This window comes from Pseudomonas sp. XWY-1 (assembly GCF_002953115.1).
GTDB classification, from domain to species: domain Bacteria; phylum Pseudomonadota; class Gammaproteobacteria; order Pseudomonadales; family Pseudomonadaceae; genus Aquipseudomonas; species Aquipseudomonas alloputida.
Genome location: NZ_CP026332.1, coordinates 4,488,135 through 4,503,987, shown reverse-complemented (window position 1 = coordinate 4,503,987; position 15,853 = coordinate 4,488,135). Strand labels below are relative to the sequence as shown.

The following is a 15,853-nucleotide window of genomic DNA, read 5'->3' as shown; positions in this document are numbered from 1 at the left end:
TCAGGTCTTGTCCTTGTTCAGGCGGTTGGCGACCCAGGTCAGTACCAGCACGAAGGCGAAGTAGGAGATGACCAGCGCGCTGTTGAAGTGGCCGCTGCTGTTGCGCATGTTGTTCAGGTACACCTGCAGGGTCTCGTAGCGGGTGCCGACCAGCAGGTTGGCAAACACGAATTCGCCGAACAGGAACGAGAACGACAGCAGCACTGCCACCATCAGGCCCTGGCGCAGGTTCGGCAGCACCACCAGCAGTGCGGCCTGCCAGGTGCTGGCGCCGAGCAGTTGCGCGGCGTCCATCAGGTCGCGCAGGTTGATGGCCTGCAGGTTGTTGGTGATGGCCCGGTACATGAACGGCAAGGCGATGGTGAAGTAGCAGCCGATCAGGATCCACGGTGTGCCGACCATGGCCATCGGCCCGCTGCCATACAGCTGCAGCAGCCCCACCGACGACACCACCGGCGGGACCGCGAATGGCAGCAGGATGAGGATGTTCATCAGCGCGTCGAGCCGCGGGAAGTGGTAATGCACCACGAACAGCAGTGGCAAGATCAGCACCACCGACAGCAGCAGTGCGCCTACGCACACCAGCAGCGACTGGCCGAACGCGGCGAGGAAACGTGGCTCGCTCCACAGCGCCGCATACCACTTCAGGGTCAGGCCACTGGGCAGCAGGCTCGCCGACCAGCTGGTGGCCAGCGAGTAGAGGAGGGTGCCGGCCAGGGGCAGCAGCAGGATCAGGAACAGCAGGTAGACCACGAGGCGGTGGTACCAGCCGCCGGAGCGGATGTCAGCGCGCATGGTAGCTCCTTTTCAGCAGCCATTGATGCACCACCGTGACCAGCGTCATCAGCCCCACCAGCACCATCGCCAGGGCGCTGGCCAGGTTCGGATCGAGGCTGATATCGCCCGCCACCAGGCCAGCGATGCGGATCGGCAGTACGTTGAAGTTGCCGGTGGTCAGTGCGTACACGGTGGCGTAGGCGCCCAGGGCGTTTGCCAGCAGGATGACGAAGGTGCCCAGCAGTGCCGGGGCCAGCACCGGCAGGCCGATGTGTCGCCAGAACTGCCAGTGGTTGGCGCCCAGCAGCGCGGCTGACTCGCGCCAGTCTTCGCGCAGGGCGTCGAAGGCGGGGTACAGCAGCAAGACGCCCAGCGGGATCTGGAAGTAGGTGTACACCAGGATCAAGCCGCTTTTGGAATAGATACTGAAGTCTTCCAGCAGGCCGACCTGCTTCAGCAGCAGGGTCAGTGCGCCGTTGAAGCCAAGCAGGATGATGAAGGCAAAGGCCAGCGGTACGCCGGCAAAGTTGCTGGTCATGTTGGCGAAGGCGCTGACGAAGTCGCGCAGCTTCGAGTCCACCTGGCGCAGTGAATAGGCGCCGAGGGTAGCGATGACGATGCCGAACACGCTCGACCAGAAGCTGATTTCCAGGCTGCGTTGCAACGCCTGCCGGTAGAACTTGGAGGCGAACACCTTGCTGAAGTTGTCGATGCCCCAGCCGGCCTCCGATTGCAGGCTGTTGATCGCCACCCAGGCCAGCGGGGCGACCTGGAAAATGACGAAGAACACGGCGAACGGCAGCAGGCAGAGCAGGGCCAGGTAGCGGCCACGTATGCCGCCATTCACTTCAGCAGCTCCCGGCAAACCGTCTTGTCGTGCGCGGCACCCAGCAGCTCGCAGATGGTGCCGCACAGTTCGGTCTGCAGCGGTTGGGCGGCCGGGTCCAGGCTGAAGGCGTCGCCGAAGACGAACAGCGGCACTTCACGTTCTTCCGCCAGCAGGCCGTTGTGCGAGCGGTCGTTGTTCATGCCGTGGTCGGCGGTGACCAACACCTGGTAGCCCTCTTCGAGCCAGCCGGGCAGGTAGTCGGCCAGCAGGATGTCGACGCTGCGCGCAGCGTTGCGATACTGGCTGCTGTCCAGGCCGTGGCGGTGACCCACGTCGTCCACGCTCATCGGGTGCACCAGCAGGAAGTTGGGCGCGTGGCGGCGGCGCAGGTACTCGCCATCGGCCAGAAGGTGCGAATCGGGGTAACGGTCGTCCCAGTAGAACAGCCCGTGCTGGATCGGCAGTTTCGGCGCGTGGGTATGGCGGTCGCGCTGCGGATCGAAGGGCGAGCGGTTGTACAGCTCGCTCATCCAGTGATAGGCCGCCGCCGCGGTGCCCAGGTTGGCCTCGCGGGCGTAGTGAAACACGCTGCGTTGGTTGGACAGGCGGTTGATGTTGTTGTGCACGATGCCGCTGTCGATCGGTGGCACGCCGGTGAGGATGCATTCGTACAGCGGCCGCGACAGCGAGGGCAGCTCGCATTCCACGCGGTACAGCGCGGCTCGGTCGGCCTCGACGTAGGCGTGCAGGTGGCCCATCGCATGGTGAGCGACCTGATAGTTGAGGCCGTCGAGCAGGACCAGGATGACGTTGTGTTGCATGTTTTCTCCAGTCATGAACCGCGTTGGCATCTTCGCGGGTAAACCCGCTCCTACATGTATCGCGTATCCCTGTGTAGGAGCGGGTTTACCCGCGAAAGGGCCGGATCAGGCACTACAAAGCCCAGCCCCTTACTCCATCTCGATGATCACCTGCTCCTGCCACATCTGCGGCAGTTTCTTCGAGGTGGCTTCCCAGGCTTCGGCATTCTTGATCGGCTGGGCGGCAGCGTACTGGTCGTTGGGCAGCAGCTTGGCCTGCACATCCGCCGGCAGCTTCAGGTGCTCGGCCCGGATCGGCCGCGCATGGCCCTTGGCCAGGTTGATCTGCCCGGCGTCGCTGAAGATGTATTCACGGGTCAGCTTGGCCGCGTTGGGGTGCTTGGCGTACTTGTTGATGACCGTGGTATAGCCGGAAATCACCGAGCCGTCCGAGGGGATCAGCACTTCAAAACGCTTGGGGTCGATCTGTTCACGGTAGCTCAGGCCGTTGAAGTCCCACACCACGCCAACTTCCACTTCGCCTTTTTCCAGGGTCTGGATGGTCGGGTTGGCCAGTGACAGGCGCTTCTGCTGCGCCAGCTTGGTGAACAGCTGCAGGCCCGGCGCCACGTTGGTTTCGTCACCCTTGTAGGCGATGGCCGCAGCCAGCACACCGTTGGCGGCCTGGGCGGCGGTGCCGACGTCACCGATGGCGACCTTGTACTTGCCTTTTTCCAGGTCATGCCAGGTTTTCGGGCGGTCGCCTTCCTTGACCAGGTCTTTGTTGATGATGAAAGCGATGGTGCCGGTATAGGCCAGCGCCCAGTGGCCGTCCTTGTCCTTGGCCCATTCCGGCACCTGGTCCCAGGTGCTTGGCTTGTAAGGCTGGCTGACGCCCTTGGTCACCGCGATCGGGCCGAAGGCGGCACCCACGTCACCGATGTCGGCGCTGGCGTTGTCCTTCTCGGCTTCGAACTTGGCCAGTTCCTGGGCTGAGCTCATGTCGGTGTCGCTGTGCTTGAGGCCGTACTTGCTGGCCAGGTCTTCCCAGGTGCCTTTCCAGTTTGCCCAGGCGTCGGGCATGCCCACGCTGTTGACAGTGCCTTCCTTGCGGGCGGCGTCTTCCAGGGCCTTGAGGTCAGTGCCGGCGGCCATGGCCGTGGTGCACAACGCGATGGCCGAACCAAGCAGTGACGCCATGAAGAACTTTTTCATCCGAAGCTCCTTTGGGTGGGTGCCTTTGCGATCGTTGTTCTGGGTAAAGCCGTTGCAAGCCTTTGACTGGCACCTTTGGTCTAGGTCAGCAAACCTTGAGCCAAAGTAGGCCGCTTGCGTGACAGTTTGATGTAGGGAGGGGGCCGGCAAGGGCCCTGAAGCTACAGCGTAGACCAGGTAATCGCCCCGGTTCTGCTGGCTTGGCGCGTTTCTGGCAGTGCCTGGCCCAAGCTTTGTCACAGGATGTTCATCAGCCCTGCCTAGGCTTGCACTATTCTCAACCTGCCCTGTGATGGGGCTGGACTAGTCCAGATAGGTAACCTTTCGATGCAGTCGACGCCCCCGCGTGCGGTAACAGCCATCTGCCATGCCCTGCAGGAGCAGATCGAGCATGGCCTGCTGGCGCCGGGCGGCAAGCTGCCGGCCGAGCGGCGGCTCAGCGAGGTGTTCGACACCACGCGCATTACCCTGCGTGAGGCGTTGGTGCAGCTGGAGGCCCAAGGCTTGATCTACCGAGAAGAGCGGCGAGGCTGGTTCGTTGCGCCGCAGCGCTTGACCTACGACCTGATCGAGCGCAGCCATTTCCATGCCATGGTGCGCGATCAGGGGCGGGTGGCCAGTACCGAACTGCTGTCGGCGAGGCTGCAGCCGGCTTCGGCGGCCATCTGTGCACGCTTGCAGCTGCCGGCGTTGTCCAGTGTGGTGCGCGTCTGCCGGTTACGGCGGATTGACGGGCGGGCGGTGCTGTATGCCGAGCATTACCTCAACCCCCGGTACTTTCCAGGCATTCTCGAACACGACCTGGCGCAGTCACTGACCGAGATTTATGGGCGGGTGTATGGCATCGAGTACGGGCAGGTGTGCTTCGAGATCCTGCCGACAGCGTTGCCGGTGGAGGCGGCAAGCGCTTTGAAAGTGTCGGCGGGCAGCCCGGGGTTGCACATTACCCGGGTCAACAGCGACCAGCATGGGCACTTGATCGACTGTGACCTCGAGTATTGGCGGCATGATGCGATCCGCATTCGTGCCCAGGCTGGATGATGTGTTGCCTTCTTCGCGGGTAAACCCGCTCCTACGAGCCGGCCTCGGTCATTCCACCCCCACCGGCTGTCACCACCTGCACCGACAACCGCGGCGTCGCCAGGTCCAGCCCGGCTTCATCCAGCTGCCGCTTCAAGGCCAGGTTGAACGCCCGCGACACCTCCCACTGCTTGATCGGCGCGGTCTTGAACCGCGCCCGCAAGATCGCCGACCCTGACTCGAAGCTCTCCACCCCCTGTAGCTCGAGCGGCGACCAGATATTGCGGCGCATCAGCGGGTCGTTGCGCAGCTTCTGCCCCACTTCGCGAACCAGCGAGATCGCCTGGTCGATGTTCATGCTGTGCGGGATTGCCACGCGGAAGATCGCGTAGCCGAACTCCCGCGAGTAGTTCTTGATGCTCTTGATCTCGCTGAACGGGATGGTATGCACAATGCCGTCGATGTCGCGCAGGCGCACGGTACGAATGGTCAACCCTTCCACCGTGCCCAGGTGGCCGCCGACATCCACGTAATCGTCGATGGCCAGTGAATCTTCGATGATGATGAACAGGCCGGTGATCAGGTCGGCTACCAGCGACTGCGCGCCAAAACCGATGGCCAGGCCGATCACACCGGCACCGGCCAGCAGTGGGGTGACGTTCATGCCCATGTTGGCCAGGGCGACGATGACCGCGATGATGAAGATGACCACGAACATCACGTTGCGAATCAACGGCATCATGGTTTGCGCACGGGCGTTGGCCAGCCCCCGGCGCGAGCGCACCAGGGCATGGTGTACGGCGGTGTCTGCAAGGATCCACACCAGCCAGGCCACGATCAGCGTGCCGGCCAGGCCCAGCAGGCGCAGGCTGATGTCATGGCCGTCGCCCTCGGCGAAGCTGATCATCGACACGCCCCACACGCGCAGGCCCAACTCGATGAACACCAGCCAGATGAACAGGTGCACCAGCAGGTAGCCGAAGTTGCGCAGGCGCTCGGTGTACACCGCCTGGCGCTTGCTGGCCCGCTTGGGGTTGGCGGCATGGCGGCGCACCAGGCCGTTGAGCACCATGCACACCACCACCAGCACGGTGCACATCAGCGACTGGCGCAGGGCGGTGCTGGTGTCGCCGGCGGAGACGAAGGTGGCGAACAGCGAAATGGCCACCAGGATCAGCGCCGGAATGAACCAGAAGCTGCCGAGGATCTCGATGGTATCGCTGAGGGTACGTCGGGTCAGGCGCCGCGACAGTGGCTGGTTGCGGATCAGGTGGGCGATCGGCCGGCGGAAGCGCAGGATGAACAGCCCGGTACACAGTGCCGCAATCACATTGGCCAAGGTAGCCAGGGTGTGGGCCAGGTGGGTACCGAGGGCAACCAGCATGCGTGGATCGCTCATCGCCTCGCCAAACGCGGCGAAGCTGCCGATCAGCCACAACGGGCGAAACGCCTGGCGCCGCAGGATGTGCAGGGCGCGGTGGCGGTGTGGGCCGTCCAGCAAGGAAAAGGCGATGACGCAAATGGCCGAAAAGCAGGTGCCGACCACCAGCGCATAGGCCAGCACCATTGCCAGGGATTTGCCCAGTGATGGCGGCAGCACGAAACTCAGGTACACCGTGAACACCAGTGCTACCAACCAGGGGCCGAGCTTGCGCAAGGCAAAGCGCACCAGGTCCCAGGTCCGCGGGTGCTGTGGCAGTTCCTCGCTCAGGCCAAAGCGCAGGCGGACCCGATGGCCGACCCAGTTGAAGGCATAGGCCAGCACGCTCCACACGGCAATCACTGCAGCAAAACCGAACAGGATCGCCGGCCACTGGTGCACGGGCACCACCAGTTCCGCCAGTTCGGCCTGGGCCTGTTCGATTTCCGCGGCCCAGCGGTGGAATGGGCTGGCATCGCCGCTGAACTGTTTTTCAAAGTCATGCAGGGCACCGCCGATCAGGCCGAGTACGCCCTGTTCAACGCTGGGTTGCGATTGCCGGGTGGCGTCGCGCAGTTTTTTCAGGTCGGCCAGCAGCTTGGCCCGTTGCTGGTCGTTTTCGAGGTTCTTGATCACCTCGTCCAGCGACTTGCCCAGCGGCTCGGTGGCCTCTGGTTGCGCGGGCGCACTGCCGCCCAGCAGGCCAGGCAAGCCCGCCGCTTGTACCGGGGCAATGAAAAGCAAGAGCAACAGGAACAGGTAACGCAGGAGGGCAGGCACTGGCAAATCTACCTCAGGTCAAACGATTGACCGAGTGTAGAGGTTTATGTCGGCAGTTTCTCGAGGATCTTCCAGCAGGTGAGGCCGAAAATACCCAAGGTGCCGACCCACATCATCAGTACACCGATGTTGCGTTCGCGCATGCTGAAGCCGATGGTCAGCAGCATCAGGAACAGGAACACCGGGACGAACAGTGACAGGAACGGGGACATGGACAGCAATCCTTTTGCAGTGGGGCCATGTAACAAGCATAGCGCTTGGCAAACGAGGCGTGATTGACCTTGAGCACGTTTAAGCAGGCGCGGCCTGTTCGAGGCGTCGAACCGCCGCGAACAGGCCGCGCCTGCTTACATCAAGGCAGCTCGCGGCTACGGTAGAACGCGGTCAGTACCTTCACCAGGTGCGCCAGGTCATGGCTGCCACACAGCTCGCGAATGGAGTGCATGGCAAAGGTCGGCAAACCGATATCCACCGTGCGCACACCCAGGTGGCTGGCGGTGATCGGCCCGATGGTCGAGCCACAGCCCATGTCGCTGCGCACCACAAAGCTCTGCACCGGTACTTCCTCGGCCATGCACAAGTGGCGGAAGAACCCGGCCGTCTCGCTGTTGGTGGCGTAGCGCTGGTTGTTGTTCACTTTGATCACGGGCCCGGCGTTGAGCTTCGGCCCGTGGTTGCCGTCATGCTTGTCGGCGTAGTTGGGGTGCACGCCGTGGGCATTGTCGGCCGATACCATCAGCGAGCGCTGGACGGTGCGCACATAGGTGTCGCCATCGGGTAGCAGGCGCTGCAGGGTCTGCTCCAGCATCGGGCCATCGGCACCGCAGGCCGAGCAACTGCCGACTTCTTCGTGGTCGTTGCACACCAGCACACAGGTTTCGTCGCTGTCGGCGGCCAGCAGGGCCTGCAAACCGGCGTAGCACGACAGCAGGTTGTCCAGGCGGGCGCCAGCGATGAAGTCGCCATTCAGACCGATCAGCGCGGCGTCCTGCGTGTCATAGAAGCTCAGCTCGTAGTCCAGCACCACGTCGGCGATCAGCTCGTGCTCGCGGGCCAGTTGCTCGGTGAGCAGGGCGCGGAAGTCGATGCGTTCGTCACCGGCCACTTGGGCGAGGATGGGGGGCAGTTCGTTCTGCGGGTTGATCGCCCAGCCTTCGTTGGCGGTGCGGTTCAGGTGGATCGCCAGGTTGGGGATGATCGCGACTGGCAGCTTGAAGTCGATCAGCTGGCTTTCGACCTTGCCGTCACGGCGGTAGGTGACGCGGCCGGCCAGCGACAGGTCGCGGTCGAACCAGGGTGCCAGCAACGCGCCGCCATACACTTCCACGCCCAGTTGCAGGAAGCCCTGGCGCTGTAGCTCGGGCTGAGGCTTGACCCGCAAGCACGGGCTGTCAGTGTGGGCGCCGACCATGCGGATGCCATTGAGCAGCGGCGACTGCTTGCCCAGTTTGATGGCGATGATTGAAGAATCGTTGCGGGTGACGTAGTAGCGGCCGCCAGTCTCGGTGTCCCAACTGTCGCGCTCGTCCAGGCGCTTGTAGCCGGCCGCCTCAAGGCGCTGGACCAGGCTGGCGGTGGCATGGAAGGGCGTGGGGGAGGCCTTGAGAAATTCGATGAGGCCGGTATTCAGTGCGTCGCGCATAGCTCACTCCAGACAGCAGTGGCGCGAGTTTAACGCAGAATGTCGACAATTTGTGTCTGCATCTTCGCAGCTAACCCCCGCTACTACAGGTATTGCACAGCCCCTGAGCGCAGTGCGGCCCTTGCAGGAGCGGCTTTAGCCGCGAAGAGGCCGGTACAGGCCCTGCAAAATCAGAACGGTGCCGGGCACTCGAACTTCAACCGCTGCCCGGACACCGGGTGGGTAAAGCTCAGCATCGAGGCATGCAGGCACAGCCGCTCATGGGCCGCCAGGGCTTGCGGGTTGGCGTACAGGCGATCACCCAGCAGCGGGTGCCCGATCGACAGCATGTGCACGCGCAGCTGGTGCGAACGCCCGGTAATCGGCGTCAGCTCCACCCGACAGTGATCGCCGCAGCGTTCCACGATACGCCAGAAGGTCAGGGCGTGCTTGCCCTGCTCGTGGTCCACCACATGCCGTGGTTTGGTCGGTGGGTCGTAGCGCAGCGGCAGGTCGATGCTGCCGCTGTCCAGCGCCGGCTGGCCCCAGCACAGTGCGGTGTAGGCTTTTTCGGTTTCACGGTCGTGGAACTGGCGCGACAGCTCGCGGTGGCTGTCGGCATCGCGGGCCAGCAGGATGATGCCGGAGGTTTCCCAGTCCAGACGGTGCACGATCAGCGCATCGGGGTAGCCGTTTTCCTGCAGACGGGTGATCAGGCAGTCCTTGTTGTCCTCGGCACGGCCAGGTACCGACAGCAGCAGGGTCGGTTTGTTGATCACCAGGATGGCGGCGTCTTCGAAGAGGATCTGGACATTCGACAGCGGCATTGCAGGTCTCACGAAAATAGCAGTAAACGCTGGGGCCGCTTTGCGGCCCTTCGCGGGCAAGCCCGCTCCTACAAAGGATATGCGTTCCCCTGTAGGGGCGGGCTTGCCCGCGAAGGGCTGCAAGGCAGCCCCAAATTGTCGACTACGCGGATCAGCGATCCGGCAGGGTGATGTTCAGCTCCAGAATCGAGCAGCTGCCCTGGTTTTCCAGCTCGATATGCACATCATCGTTGCCGATGTTCACATATTTGCGGATCACTTCCAGCAGTTCTTTCTGCAGCGCGGGCAGGTAGTCCGGTTCGCTGCGTTGGCCGCGCTCGTGCGCCACGATGATCTGTAGACGCTCTTTCGCTACCGACGCGCTGGTCTGTTTCTGTCTGCCACGAAAGAAGTCAAAAAGGTTCATGGTTTATTTGCTCCCGAAAATGCGCTCGAAGAATCCCTTCTTCTGTACATCGATGAAGCGCATCGGCTTCTCTTTGCCCAGCAGGCGGTCGACCGCATCACTGTAGGCCTGGCCGGCATCACTCTGGTCATCGAGAATGACCGGGATACCCTGGTTGGACGCCTTGAGGACGGCCTGCGATTCCGGGATCACACCCTTGAGCTTGATCGACAGGATTTCTTCCACGTCGGCCACGCTCAGCATTTCGCCTTTGACGACGCGCTCAGGGTGGTAGCGGGTGATCAGCAAATGCTCCTTGATCGGCTCTTCGCCGTTTTCGGAGCGGCGCGACTTGCTCGACAGAATGCCCAGCATGCGGTCGGAGTCACGTACCGACGAAACTTCCGGGTTGGTCACCACGATGGCTTCGTCAGCGAAGTACATGGCCAGGTGAGCACCTTTTTCGATACCGGCCGGCGAGTCGCAGATGACGTACTCGAAGTCCTTCTTCAGGTCCATCAGTACCTTTTCCACGCCTTCCTGGGTCAGCGCGTCCTTGTCACGGGTCTGGCTGGCGGCCAGCACGTACAGGTTCTCGAGGCGCTTGTCCTTGATCAGGGCCTGTTGCAGGTTGGCTTCGCCGTTGACCACGTTGACGAAGTCGTACACCACGCGGCGTTCGCAGCCCATGATCAGGTCGAGGTTACGCAGGCCCACGTCGAAGTCGACAATGACGGTCTTGTGGCCGCGCAGTGCGAGGCCGGTACCAATGGCGGCGCTGGTAGTGGTCTTGCCCACACCCCCCTTGCCGGAAGTAACCACGAGAATCTTGGCCAAGGTGTTTCACCCCTAAAAATAGTCGGGACACTTGTCCCTGCAAAAAACTGAAATAGCTAAATAAAGGCAACGGTAAAAAAGTTGCTCTAAAAATGCTGGCAAGTATCCGTTAAAGACGGGTGATGTTCAACACGTCACCAGACAGGCTGACTTGCACGCTGGTCCCCCACAGTGGATCCCGGCGCAGGTCTTCGCAGACTTTGTACTGGCCGGCGATCGAGACCATTTCGGCGGTCATCTGCTGGCAGAAGATACGCGCCTTGGTGTTGCCTTTGATGCCAGCCAGGGCGCGGCCGCGCATGGCGCCGTACACATGGATGTTGCCATCGGCCAGAAGTTCCGCACCTGGGCTGACCGAAGCCGTCACAACCAGATCACCTCCCTGAGCATAGATCTGTTGGCCACCGCGTACTGGCGAAGTAATGATGCGGGTCGGGCGCACCTCGGGTTCGGGGGGCGGTGGTGGCGCTGGGGCCGGTTCGGGCTTTTTGACCACCTCGGGCTCGGGCTCCAGCGGCCGTTCGCGGGCCCCTGACGGCGGCAGCACCGGCAGGTCGATAGCGATGGCGGCGGCGATGTCCTCGATGCGGTTGGCGCGGATGGCCAGGGTACGCAGGCCGTGGTGTCGGCAGATCCGCATCAAGCCGGGCAGGTCGATCGCCCCTTCGTCGGCCGGCAGCTTGTCCAGCGCCAGCACCAGCGGTGTATTGCTGAAGAAGTTCGGGGCCTGGGCGACTTTGGCCGCCAACTGGCGGTCGAGGGCTTCAAGGTCATTGCGTGCCAGTTCCAGTACCGTAATGGCGAGCATGCTGCCCTTGAGCTGGAACACGGAGGCGGTGTCGGATGTGTGGTTTGGGCTCATGGTCTGCATAGACGGCTTGTTGCGAAAAAAGTGCCCTGACTTATAACGAGAACACCGGTTGCCCGCAACATGCGCTGATCCGTTGTAGAATGCGCGGCCTTTGTCTTTCCGGATGCTTCAATGGAACGCCCGCGTTTTCGTCCCTATTTCCTTCACCCCAAGTTCTGGGGCCTGTGGCTGGGCCTGGGCCTGCTGTGGCTGGTGGTTCAGTTGCCGTACCGGGTGCTGCTGAAGATCGGTGCCGCGCTGGGCGCCGTCATGTATCGCTTTGCCGGTGAACGTCGGCGCATCGCCGCGCGCAACCTGGAGCTGTGCTTCCCGGAGCTGTCGGTCGACGAACGGCAGCGTTTGCTCAAGGCCAACTTCGCCTCCACCGGCATCGCCTTCTTCGAAATGGCCATGAGCTGGTGGTGGCCCAAGGCCAGGCTGGCGCGCCTGGCCCATATCGAGGGCCTTGAGCACCTGCAGGCCGCCCAGCAGGCGGGGCAGGGTGCGATCCTCATGGCGGTGCACTTCACTACCCTGGAAATCGGCGCCGCGCTGCTCGGCCAGCAGCACACGATCGACGGCATGTACCGCGAACACGGCAATGCACTGTTCGACTTCATCCAGCGCAGCGGCCGCGAGCGTCACAACCTTGATTCGCTGGCGGTGGAGCGCGAGGACGTGCGTGGCATGCTCAAACTGCTGCGTTCGGGCCGGGCGATCTGGTACGCACCGGACCAGGACTACGGCGCCAAGCAGAGCATCTTCGTACCGTTGTTTGGCATCCCCGCGGCGACGGTGACCGCTACCACCAAGTTCGCCCGGTTGGGGAAGGCGCAGGTGATTCCGTTCACCCAGAAGCGGCTGGAGGATGGCAGCGGCTATCGGCTGGTCATCCACCCGCCGCTGACGGATTTCCCCGGGGAAAGCGAAGAGGCCGATTGCCTGCGCATCAACCAATGGGTCGAGAGCGTGTTGCGCGAGTGCCCCGAGCAGTACCTGTGGGCGCACCGCCGGTTCAAGTCGCGGCCCGAGGGTGCGCCGCGGCTGTATGACAAGAAGAAGCGCTGAAAACACATCAACCCCAGGAAGGACGCCATGGCACCACCCCCGGTAACCGGTCTCATCCTGTCTGGCGGCGGCGCCCGCGCCGCCTACCAGGTCGGTGTGCTGGCGGGCATCGCCGAGTTGCTGCCCGCCGGCGCGGACAACCCTTTTCCGGTCATCGTCGGCACCTCCGCCGGGGCCATCAACGCCGTCACCCTGGCCAGTGGAGCCGTGCACTTCAACGACGCCGTGCAGCGGCTCACTGCCTTCTGGCAGAATTTCCGCAGCCATCTGGTCATCCGCAGCGACTGGCCCGGGGTCGTGCGCCAGGCCAGCCGTTTCGTCGGCCACAGCCTGCTGGGGCTGGGTGGTCAGGCCCCCGTGGCGTTGCTCGACAGCAGCCCGTTGCGCAGCCTGCTGCAAACGCACCTGAACCTGGATGGCATCGGCCACGCCTTGGCCGCCGAGCAACTGCGCGCCGTGGCGGTGACCGCCTTTGGCTACGAGTCTGGCCAGGCGGTGACCTTCTACCAGGGCCGCGGCACCATCGAGGCCTGGCTGCGCCACCGGCGTATCGGCATACCCGCACCGTTGACCATCGACCACTTGCTGGCCAGTGCGGCGATCCCGCTGCTGTTCGCCCCGGTGCAACTGGGCGGCGAGTATTACGGCGACGGTGCAGTGCGCCAGTCGGCGCCGATCAGCCCGGCCTTGCACCTGGGCGCCAGCCGGGTGCTGGTGGTCGGGGTCAGCGGAAACCCGCAGCGGCCAGCGCCACCGGTGCCGCCCCAGCGCGTGTTCAGCGGGCAGCAGCCGAGCCTGGCGCAGATCGGCGGGCACATGCTCAACAGTACGTTCATTGACAGCCTGGAAGGCGATATCGAACTGCTGCAGCGCCTCAACCACTTGAGCGGGCTGTTGCCGGCGCACCTGGATGCCCGGCGCCTGGGGCTGGCACCGATCGACGTGCTGGTGGTGGCGCCCAGCCAGCCGCTGGATGAGATTGCCGCTCGGCACCGCCGCGAGTTGCCGGCGGCGTTACGCCTGTTCTTACGGGGGCCGGGGGCGACGCGCACCAGCGGGGCGGGAGTGTTGAGCTATTTGCTGTTCGAGGCCAGCTATTGCAGTGAACTGATCGAGCTGGGGCGGCGCGATGCCCTGGCCAAGAAGCGCGAGCTTTGCGAATTCCTGGGGATTTGATGTTGCCTTTGCGGGCCCTTTCGCGGGTGAACCCGCTCCTACAAGGGATTGTGTAATGCCTGTGCAGGAGCGAAAGGGCCGCAGCAGGCTTACTCGGCTATCTGCAACTTGCGCGCCTGGGTATACACATACCGCACCTTTTCATACTCGAACGGCGAATTCAGCTGGCCATAGCGGAATTTGGTCGTATAGCGCTTGTCCACCACACGCAGGGCGAAGATTTCCGGATGATCGGTGCTGGCTTCGGCCACGTTCAGGTAGTTGACCGCCTGCTCTCCCGCATAGTCCACCACCAGCCCGGTGGTATCGCGCAGGTTCGATGGCCCTAACACCGGCAGCATCAGGTACGGCCCATCCGGTACGCCATAGAAGCCCAGGGTCTGGCCAAAGTCCTCGCTCTGGCGCGGCAGGCCCATGCTGGTCGCCGGGTCCCACAGCCCACCCACGCCGATGATCGTGTTGAACATCAGTCGCGCGGTGATTTCTGCCGAGCGCTTGGCTTTGAGCTGCAACACGCTGTTGAACAGGTTCGGCACATCGCCAAGGTTGTTGAAGAAGTTGCTCACCCCCGTGCGCACGAAGCTTGGGGTGACATACTGATAGCCATTCACCAGCGGCAGCAGCACCCATTGGTCCAGTCGGTAGTTGAAGTGGTAGATGCGCCGGTTGATCGACTCCAGCGGGTCGTACACGTTCAGCGCCTGCAGGGTTGAGCGCTCGAACTCGCGCTGGTCCAGCCCCGGGTTGAATTTCAGCTCACGCAGCGGGTCGAGGAAGCCATCGGCTTCGGGCACCAGTGGCGCGGTGCCGATCACCTGCGGGTCGGCCTCGACCACACTGGCTCGGGGTGCGGTTTCGGCGGCCAGGGTGTGGCCAGCGGCAAGCAGGGCAGTGGCGAAGAGGAGTTTGTTAACCACGGAAGAACTCCAGCATGGCGTCACTGTTGACGCGGTAGTTGAGGTTGCCGCAATGGCCGCCATGGGGGTAGAGGGTCAGCCGTTCGCCGAACACCTTGCGCAGGAAGCCAATGTCGCCCGGGCCGAGAATGACATCGTCGGCGTTGTGCATCACGGCGATCTTGTCACTGCTGCGCAGGTAGTCTTCCAGGGCATACAGACTGACCTGGTTGACCAACTGCAGGATGCTGTTGCCGTCGGTGCGGGCGCGCCACATCGGAATCACCTGTTCGGTCATGTAGCAGTCGAAGTCGCACTGCAGGGCGCGCTTGAAGAACGGCGTGAGGCTGCTGCCTTCAGTGATCGGGAACTTCGGCGGAATGATCAGGCCACGGCGGTTGATCAGGTCGGAAGTGAAGGCGATGTCGGCTGCCGAGAAACGGAACGAGGTGCCGATCAGCATGGCCATCTGTTCGTTGGACAGGTGCTGGCGCGACTGCTGGAAGTCGTACAGCAGGGCGTCGTTCAGGTCGATGTAGCCCTTGTCCTGGAAGTAGCGGGTGAGTTTTTCCAGCATCAGCTCGTAGAACGTGGTGCTGCGGTCGATGCCCTTGACCTGGGTCTGCACCAGCTTGTCGAGGTTGTTGATCGAGGTGTAGAGGTTGACCGGTGGGTTGAGCAGCAGCACACGCTTGAAGTTGAAGCTGCGGCGGGTTTCGTCCAGGTGGCTGACGAAGGCGGCGTCCAGCGCACCCAGGCTGTAACCGGTGAGGTAGAAATCACTGACCGGCAGGCGTGGATGCTGGGCGCGCACGGCCTGCATGACCCGGTACATGTCTTCGGCGTCTTCCTGGCTGATGCCGGGGGTAGCAAAGCGCGAGGCTGCACTCATGAAGTCATAGCTGGTGGGCGATGACAGTTGCACCACGTGGAAGCCGGCCTGGTAGAACAGCTTTTTCAGGTATTCATTGATGCTGCTGCTATAGGGCGCACCGGTGCCGGCGATGATGAAGATCAGCGGCGCTTCGCGATCCTGGCGGGCCAGGCGGTACTTGAGCTTCTTCACTGCCCAGAAGTTGTCGGGCAACGTGAACTCGCGTTCCGGGCGCAAGTTCAGGCTGTAGTCGGACTGAGTGATTTCATCGTCGCTGGGCAGGTCAGGGCGCTTGTCCGGCGGCGTGGTGGCGATGGTGGCCTCGAACGGGTTGGTAAGAGGGTAGCCATAGCTGGCAGCGTCGATATCCCGCGCTGAAGCGGCCACAGCCATGAGCAAGCTGCCGAGCAGGGCAGCGAGGCGCAAAGATCGAAGCATGTAATCCCCCAAAAGAACGCAAGGTCGAGCAGTGTGCAGG

Annotated in this window: 16 protein-coding genes; 3 read left to right on the top strand and 13 right to left on the bottom strand. The window is 63.1% G+C overall.

Annotated features, from left to right (window positions below):
* From PRJ_RS20970 to PRJ_RS20955, 4 genes are all read right to left on the bottom strand, one after another.
* Complete coding sequence (locus PRJ_RS20970; protein ID WP_003252553.1) at positions 1–795, bottom strand: ABC transporter permease; 795 nt, start codon at positions 793–795, stop codon at positions 1–3.
* Entirely contained in the window at positions 785–1,624 is an 840-nt protein-coding gene (locus tag PRJ_RS20965) for an ABC transporter permease subunit (RefSeq protein WP_010952772.1), read from the bottom strand. Before PRJ_RS20965 ends, PRJ_RS20970 begins: the two co-directional genes overlap by 11 nt.
* Positions 1,621–2,427: an alkaline phosphatase family protein gene (locus PRJ_RS20960; RefSeq protein WP_020191060.1), complete on the bottom strand. Its 807-nt coding sequence runs from the start codon at positions 2,425–2,427 to the stop codon at positions 1,621–1,623. Before PRJ_RS20960 ends, PRJ_RS20965 begins: the two co-directional genes overlap by 4 nt.
* 129 nt (positions 2,428–2,556) lie before the next feature.
* Complete coding sequence (locus tag PRJ_RS20955) at positions 2,557–3,621, bottom strand: ABC transporter substrate-binding protein (RefSeq protein ID WP_104962385.1); 1,065 nt, start codon at positions 3,619–3,621, stop codon at positions 2,557–2,559.
* Between the two features lie 327 nt (positions 3,622–3,948).
* On the opposite strand from PRJ_RS20955, the gene PRJ_RS20950 reads away from it, so the two are divergent.
* Entirely contained in the window at positions 3,949–4,662 is a 714-nt protein-coding gene (locus tag PRJ_RS20950; protein WP_003252562.1) for a UTRA domain-containing protein, read from the top strand.
* Positions 4,663–4,693: 31 nt separating this feature from the next.
* On the opposite strand, the gene PRJ_RS20945 is transcribed toward PRJ_RS20950, so the two are convergent.
* The 7 genes from PRJ_RS20945 to minC form a co-directional block, all read right to left on the bottom strand.
* Positions 4,694–6,841 (bottom strand): mechanosensitive ion channel family protein, encoded by a 2,148-nt coding sequence (locus PRJ_RS20945; protein WP_049587301.1) that lies wholly within the window; start codon positions 6,839–6,841, stop codon positions 4,694–4,696.
* 44 nt (positions 6,842–6,885) lie between these two features.
* On the bottom strand, positions 6,886–7,053 hold the full coding sequence (locus tag PRJ_RS30110; protein ID WP_003252566.1) for a hypothetical protein: 168 nt from the start codon (positions 7,051–7,053) through the stop codon (positions 6,886–6,888).
* A gap of 140 nt (positions 7,054–7,193) precedes the next feature.
* Positions 7,194–8,483, bottom strand: coding sequence for a M18 family aminopeptidase (locus PRJ_RS20940; protein ID WP_010952777.1), 1,290 nt, complete (start codon positions 8,481–8,483; stop codon positions 7,194–7,196).
* Between the two features lie 170 nt (positions 8,484–8,653).
* Entirely contained in the window at positions 8,654–9,289 is a 636-nt protein-coding gene (locus tag PRJ_RS20935) for an RluA family pseudouridine synthase (RefSeq protein ID WP_019436776.1), read from the bottom strand.
* A 151-nt stretch (positions 9,290–9,440) separates the two neighbouring features.
* Complete coding sequence (gene minE / locus PRJ_RS20930; protein ID WP_003252572.1) at positions 9,441–9,695, bottom strand: cell division topological specificity factor MinE; 255 nt, start codon at positions 9,693–9,695, stop codon at positions 9,441–9,443.
* A gap of 3 nt (positions 9,696–9,698) precedes the next feature.
* Complete coding sequence (minD, locus tag PRJ_RS20925; RefSeq protein ID WP_003252574.1) at positions 9,699–10,511, bottom strand: septum site-determining protein MinD; 813 nt, start codon at positions 10,509–10,511, stop codon at positions 9,699–9,701.
* Between the two features lie 109 nt (positions 10,512–10,620).
* Positions 10,621–11,382 (bottom strand): septum site-determining protein MinC, encoded by a 762-nt coding sequence (minC, locus tag PRJ_RS20920; RefSeq protein WP_104962384.1) that lies wholly within the window; start codon positions 11,380–11,382, stop codon positions 10,621–10,623.
* 111 nt (positions 11,383–11,493) lie between these two features.
* Here minC and PRJ_RS20915 point away from each other — a divergent pair, with 111 nt between their 5' ends.
* A complete protein-coding gene (locus PRJ_RS20915) occupies positions 11,494–12,429 on the top strand; it encodes a lipid A biosynthesis lauroyl acyltransferase (RefSeq protein ID WP_104962383.1) in 936 nt (311 codons plus the stop codon).
* A 27-nt stretch (positions 12,430–12,456) separates the two neighbouring features.
* Positions 12,457–13,605 (top strand): patatin-like phospholipase family protein, encoded by a 1,149-nt coding sequence (locus tag PRJ_RS20910; RefSeq protein WP_104962382.1) that lies wholly within the window; start codon positions 12,457–12,459, stop codon positions 13,603–13,605.
* 89 nt (positions 13,606–13,694) lie between these two features.
* Here the strand turns inward: PRJ_RS20910 and PRJ_RS20905 are convergent, their stop codons facing one another.
* Both PRJ_RS20905 and PRJ_RS20900 read right to left on the bottom strand, forming a co-directional pair.
* Positions 13,695–14,441, bottom strand: a complete 747-nt coding sequence (locus tag PRJ_RS20905; protein ID WP_010952781.1) for a VacJ family lipoprotein — start codon at positions 14,439–14,441, stop codon at positions 13,695–13,697.
* 73 nt (positions 14,442–14,514) lie between these two features.
* Positions 14,515–15,813: a serine protein kinase PrkA gene (locus PRJ_RS20900; protein WP_020193404.1), complete on the bottom strand. Its 1,299-nt coding sequence runs from the start codon at positions 15,811–15,813 to the stop codon at positions 14,515–14,517.
* Between the last annotated feature and the right edge of the window lie 40 nt (positions 15,814–15,853).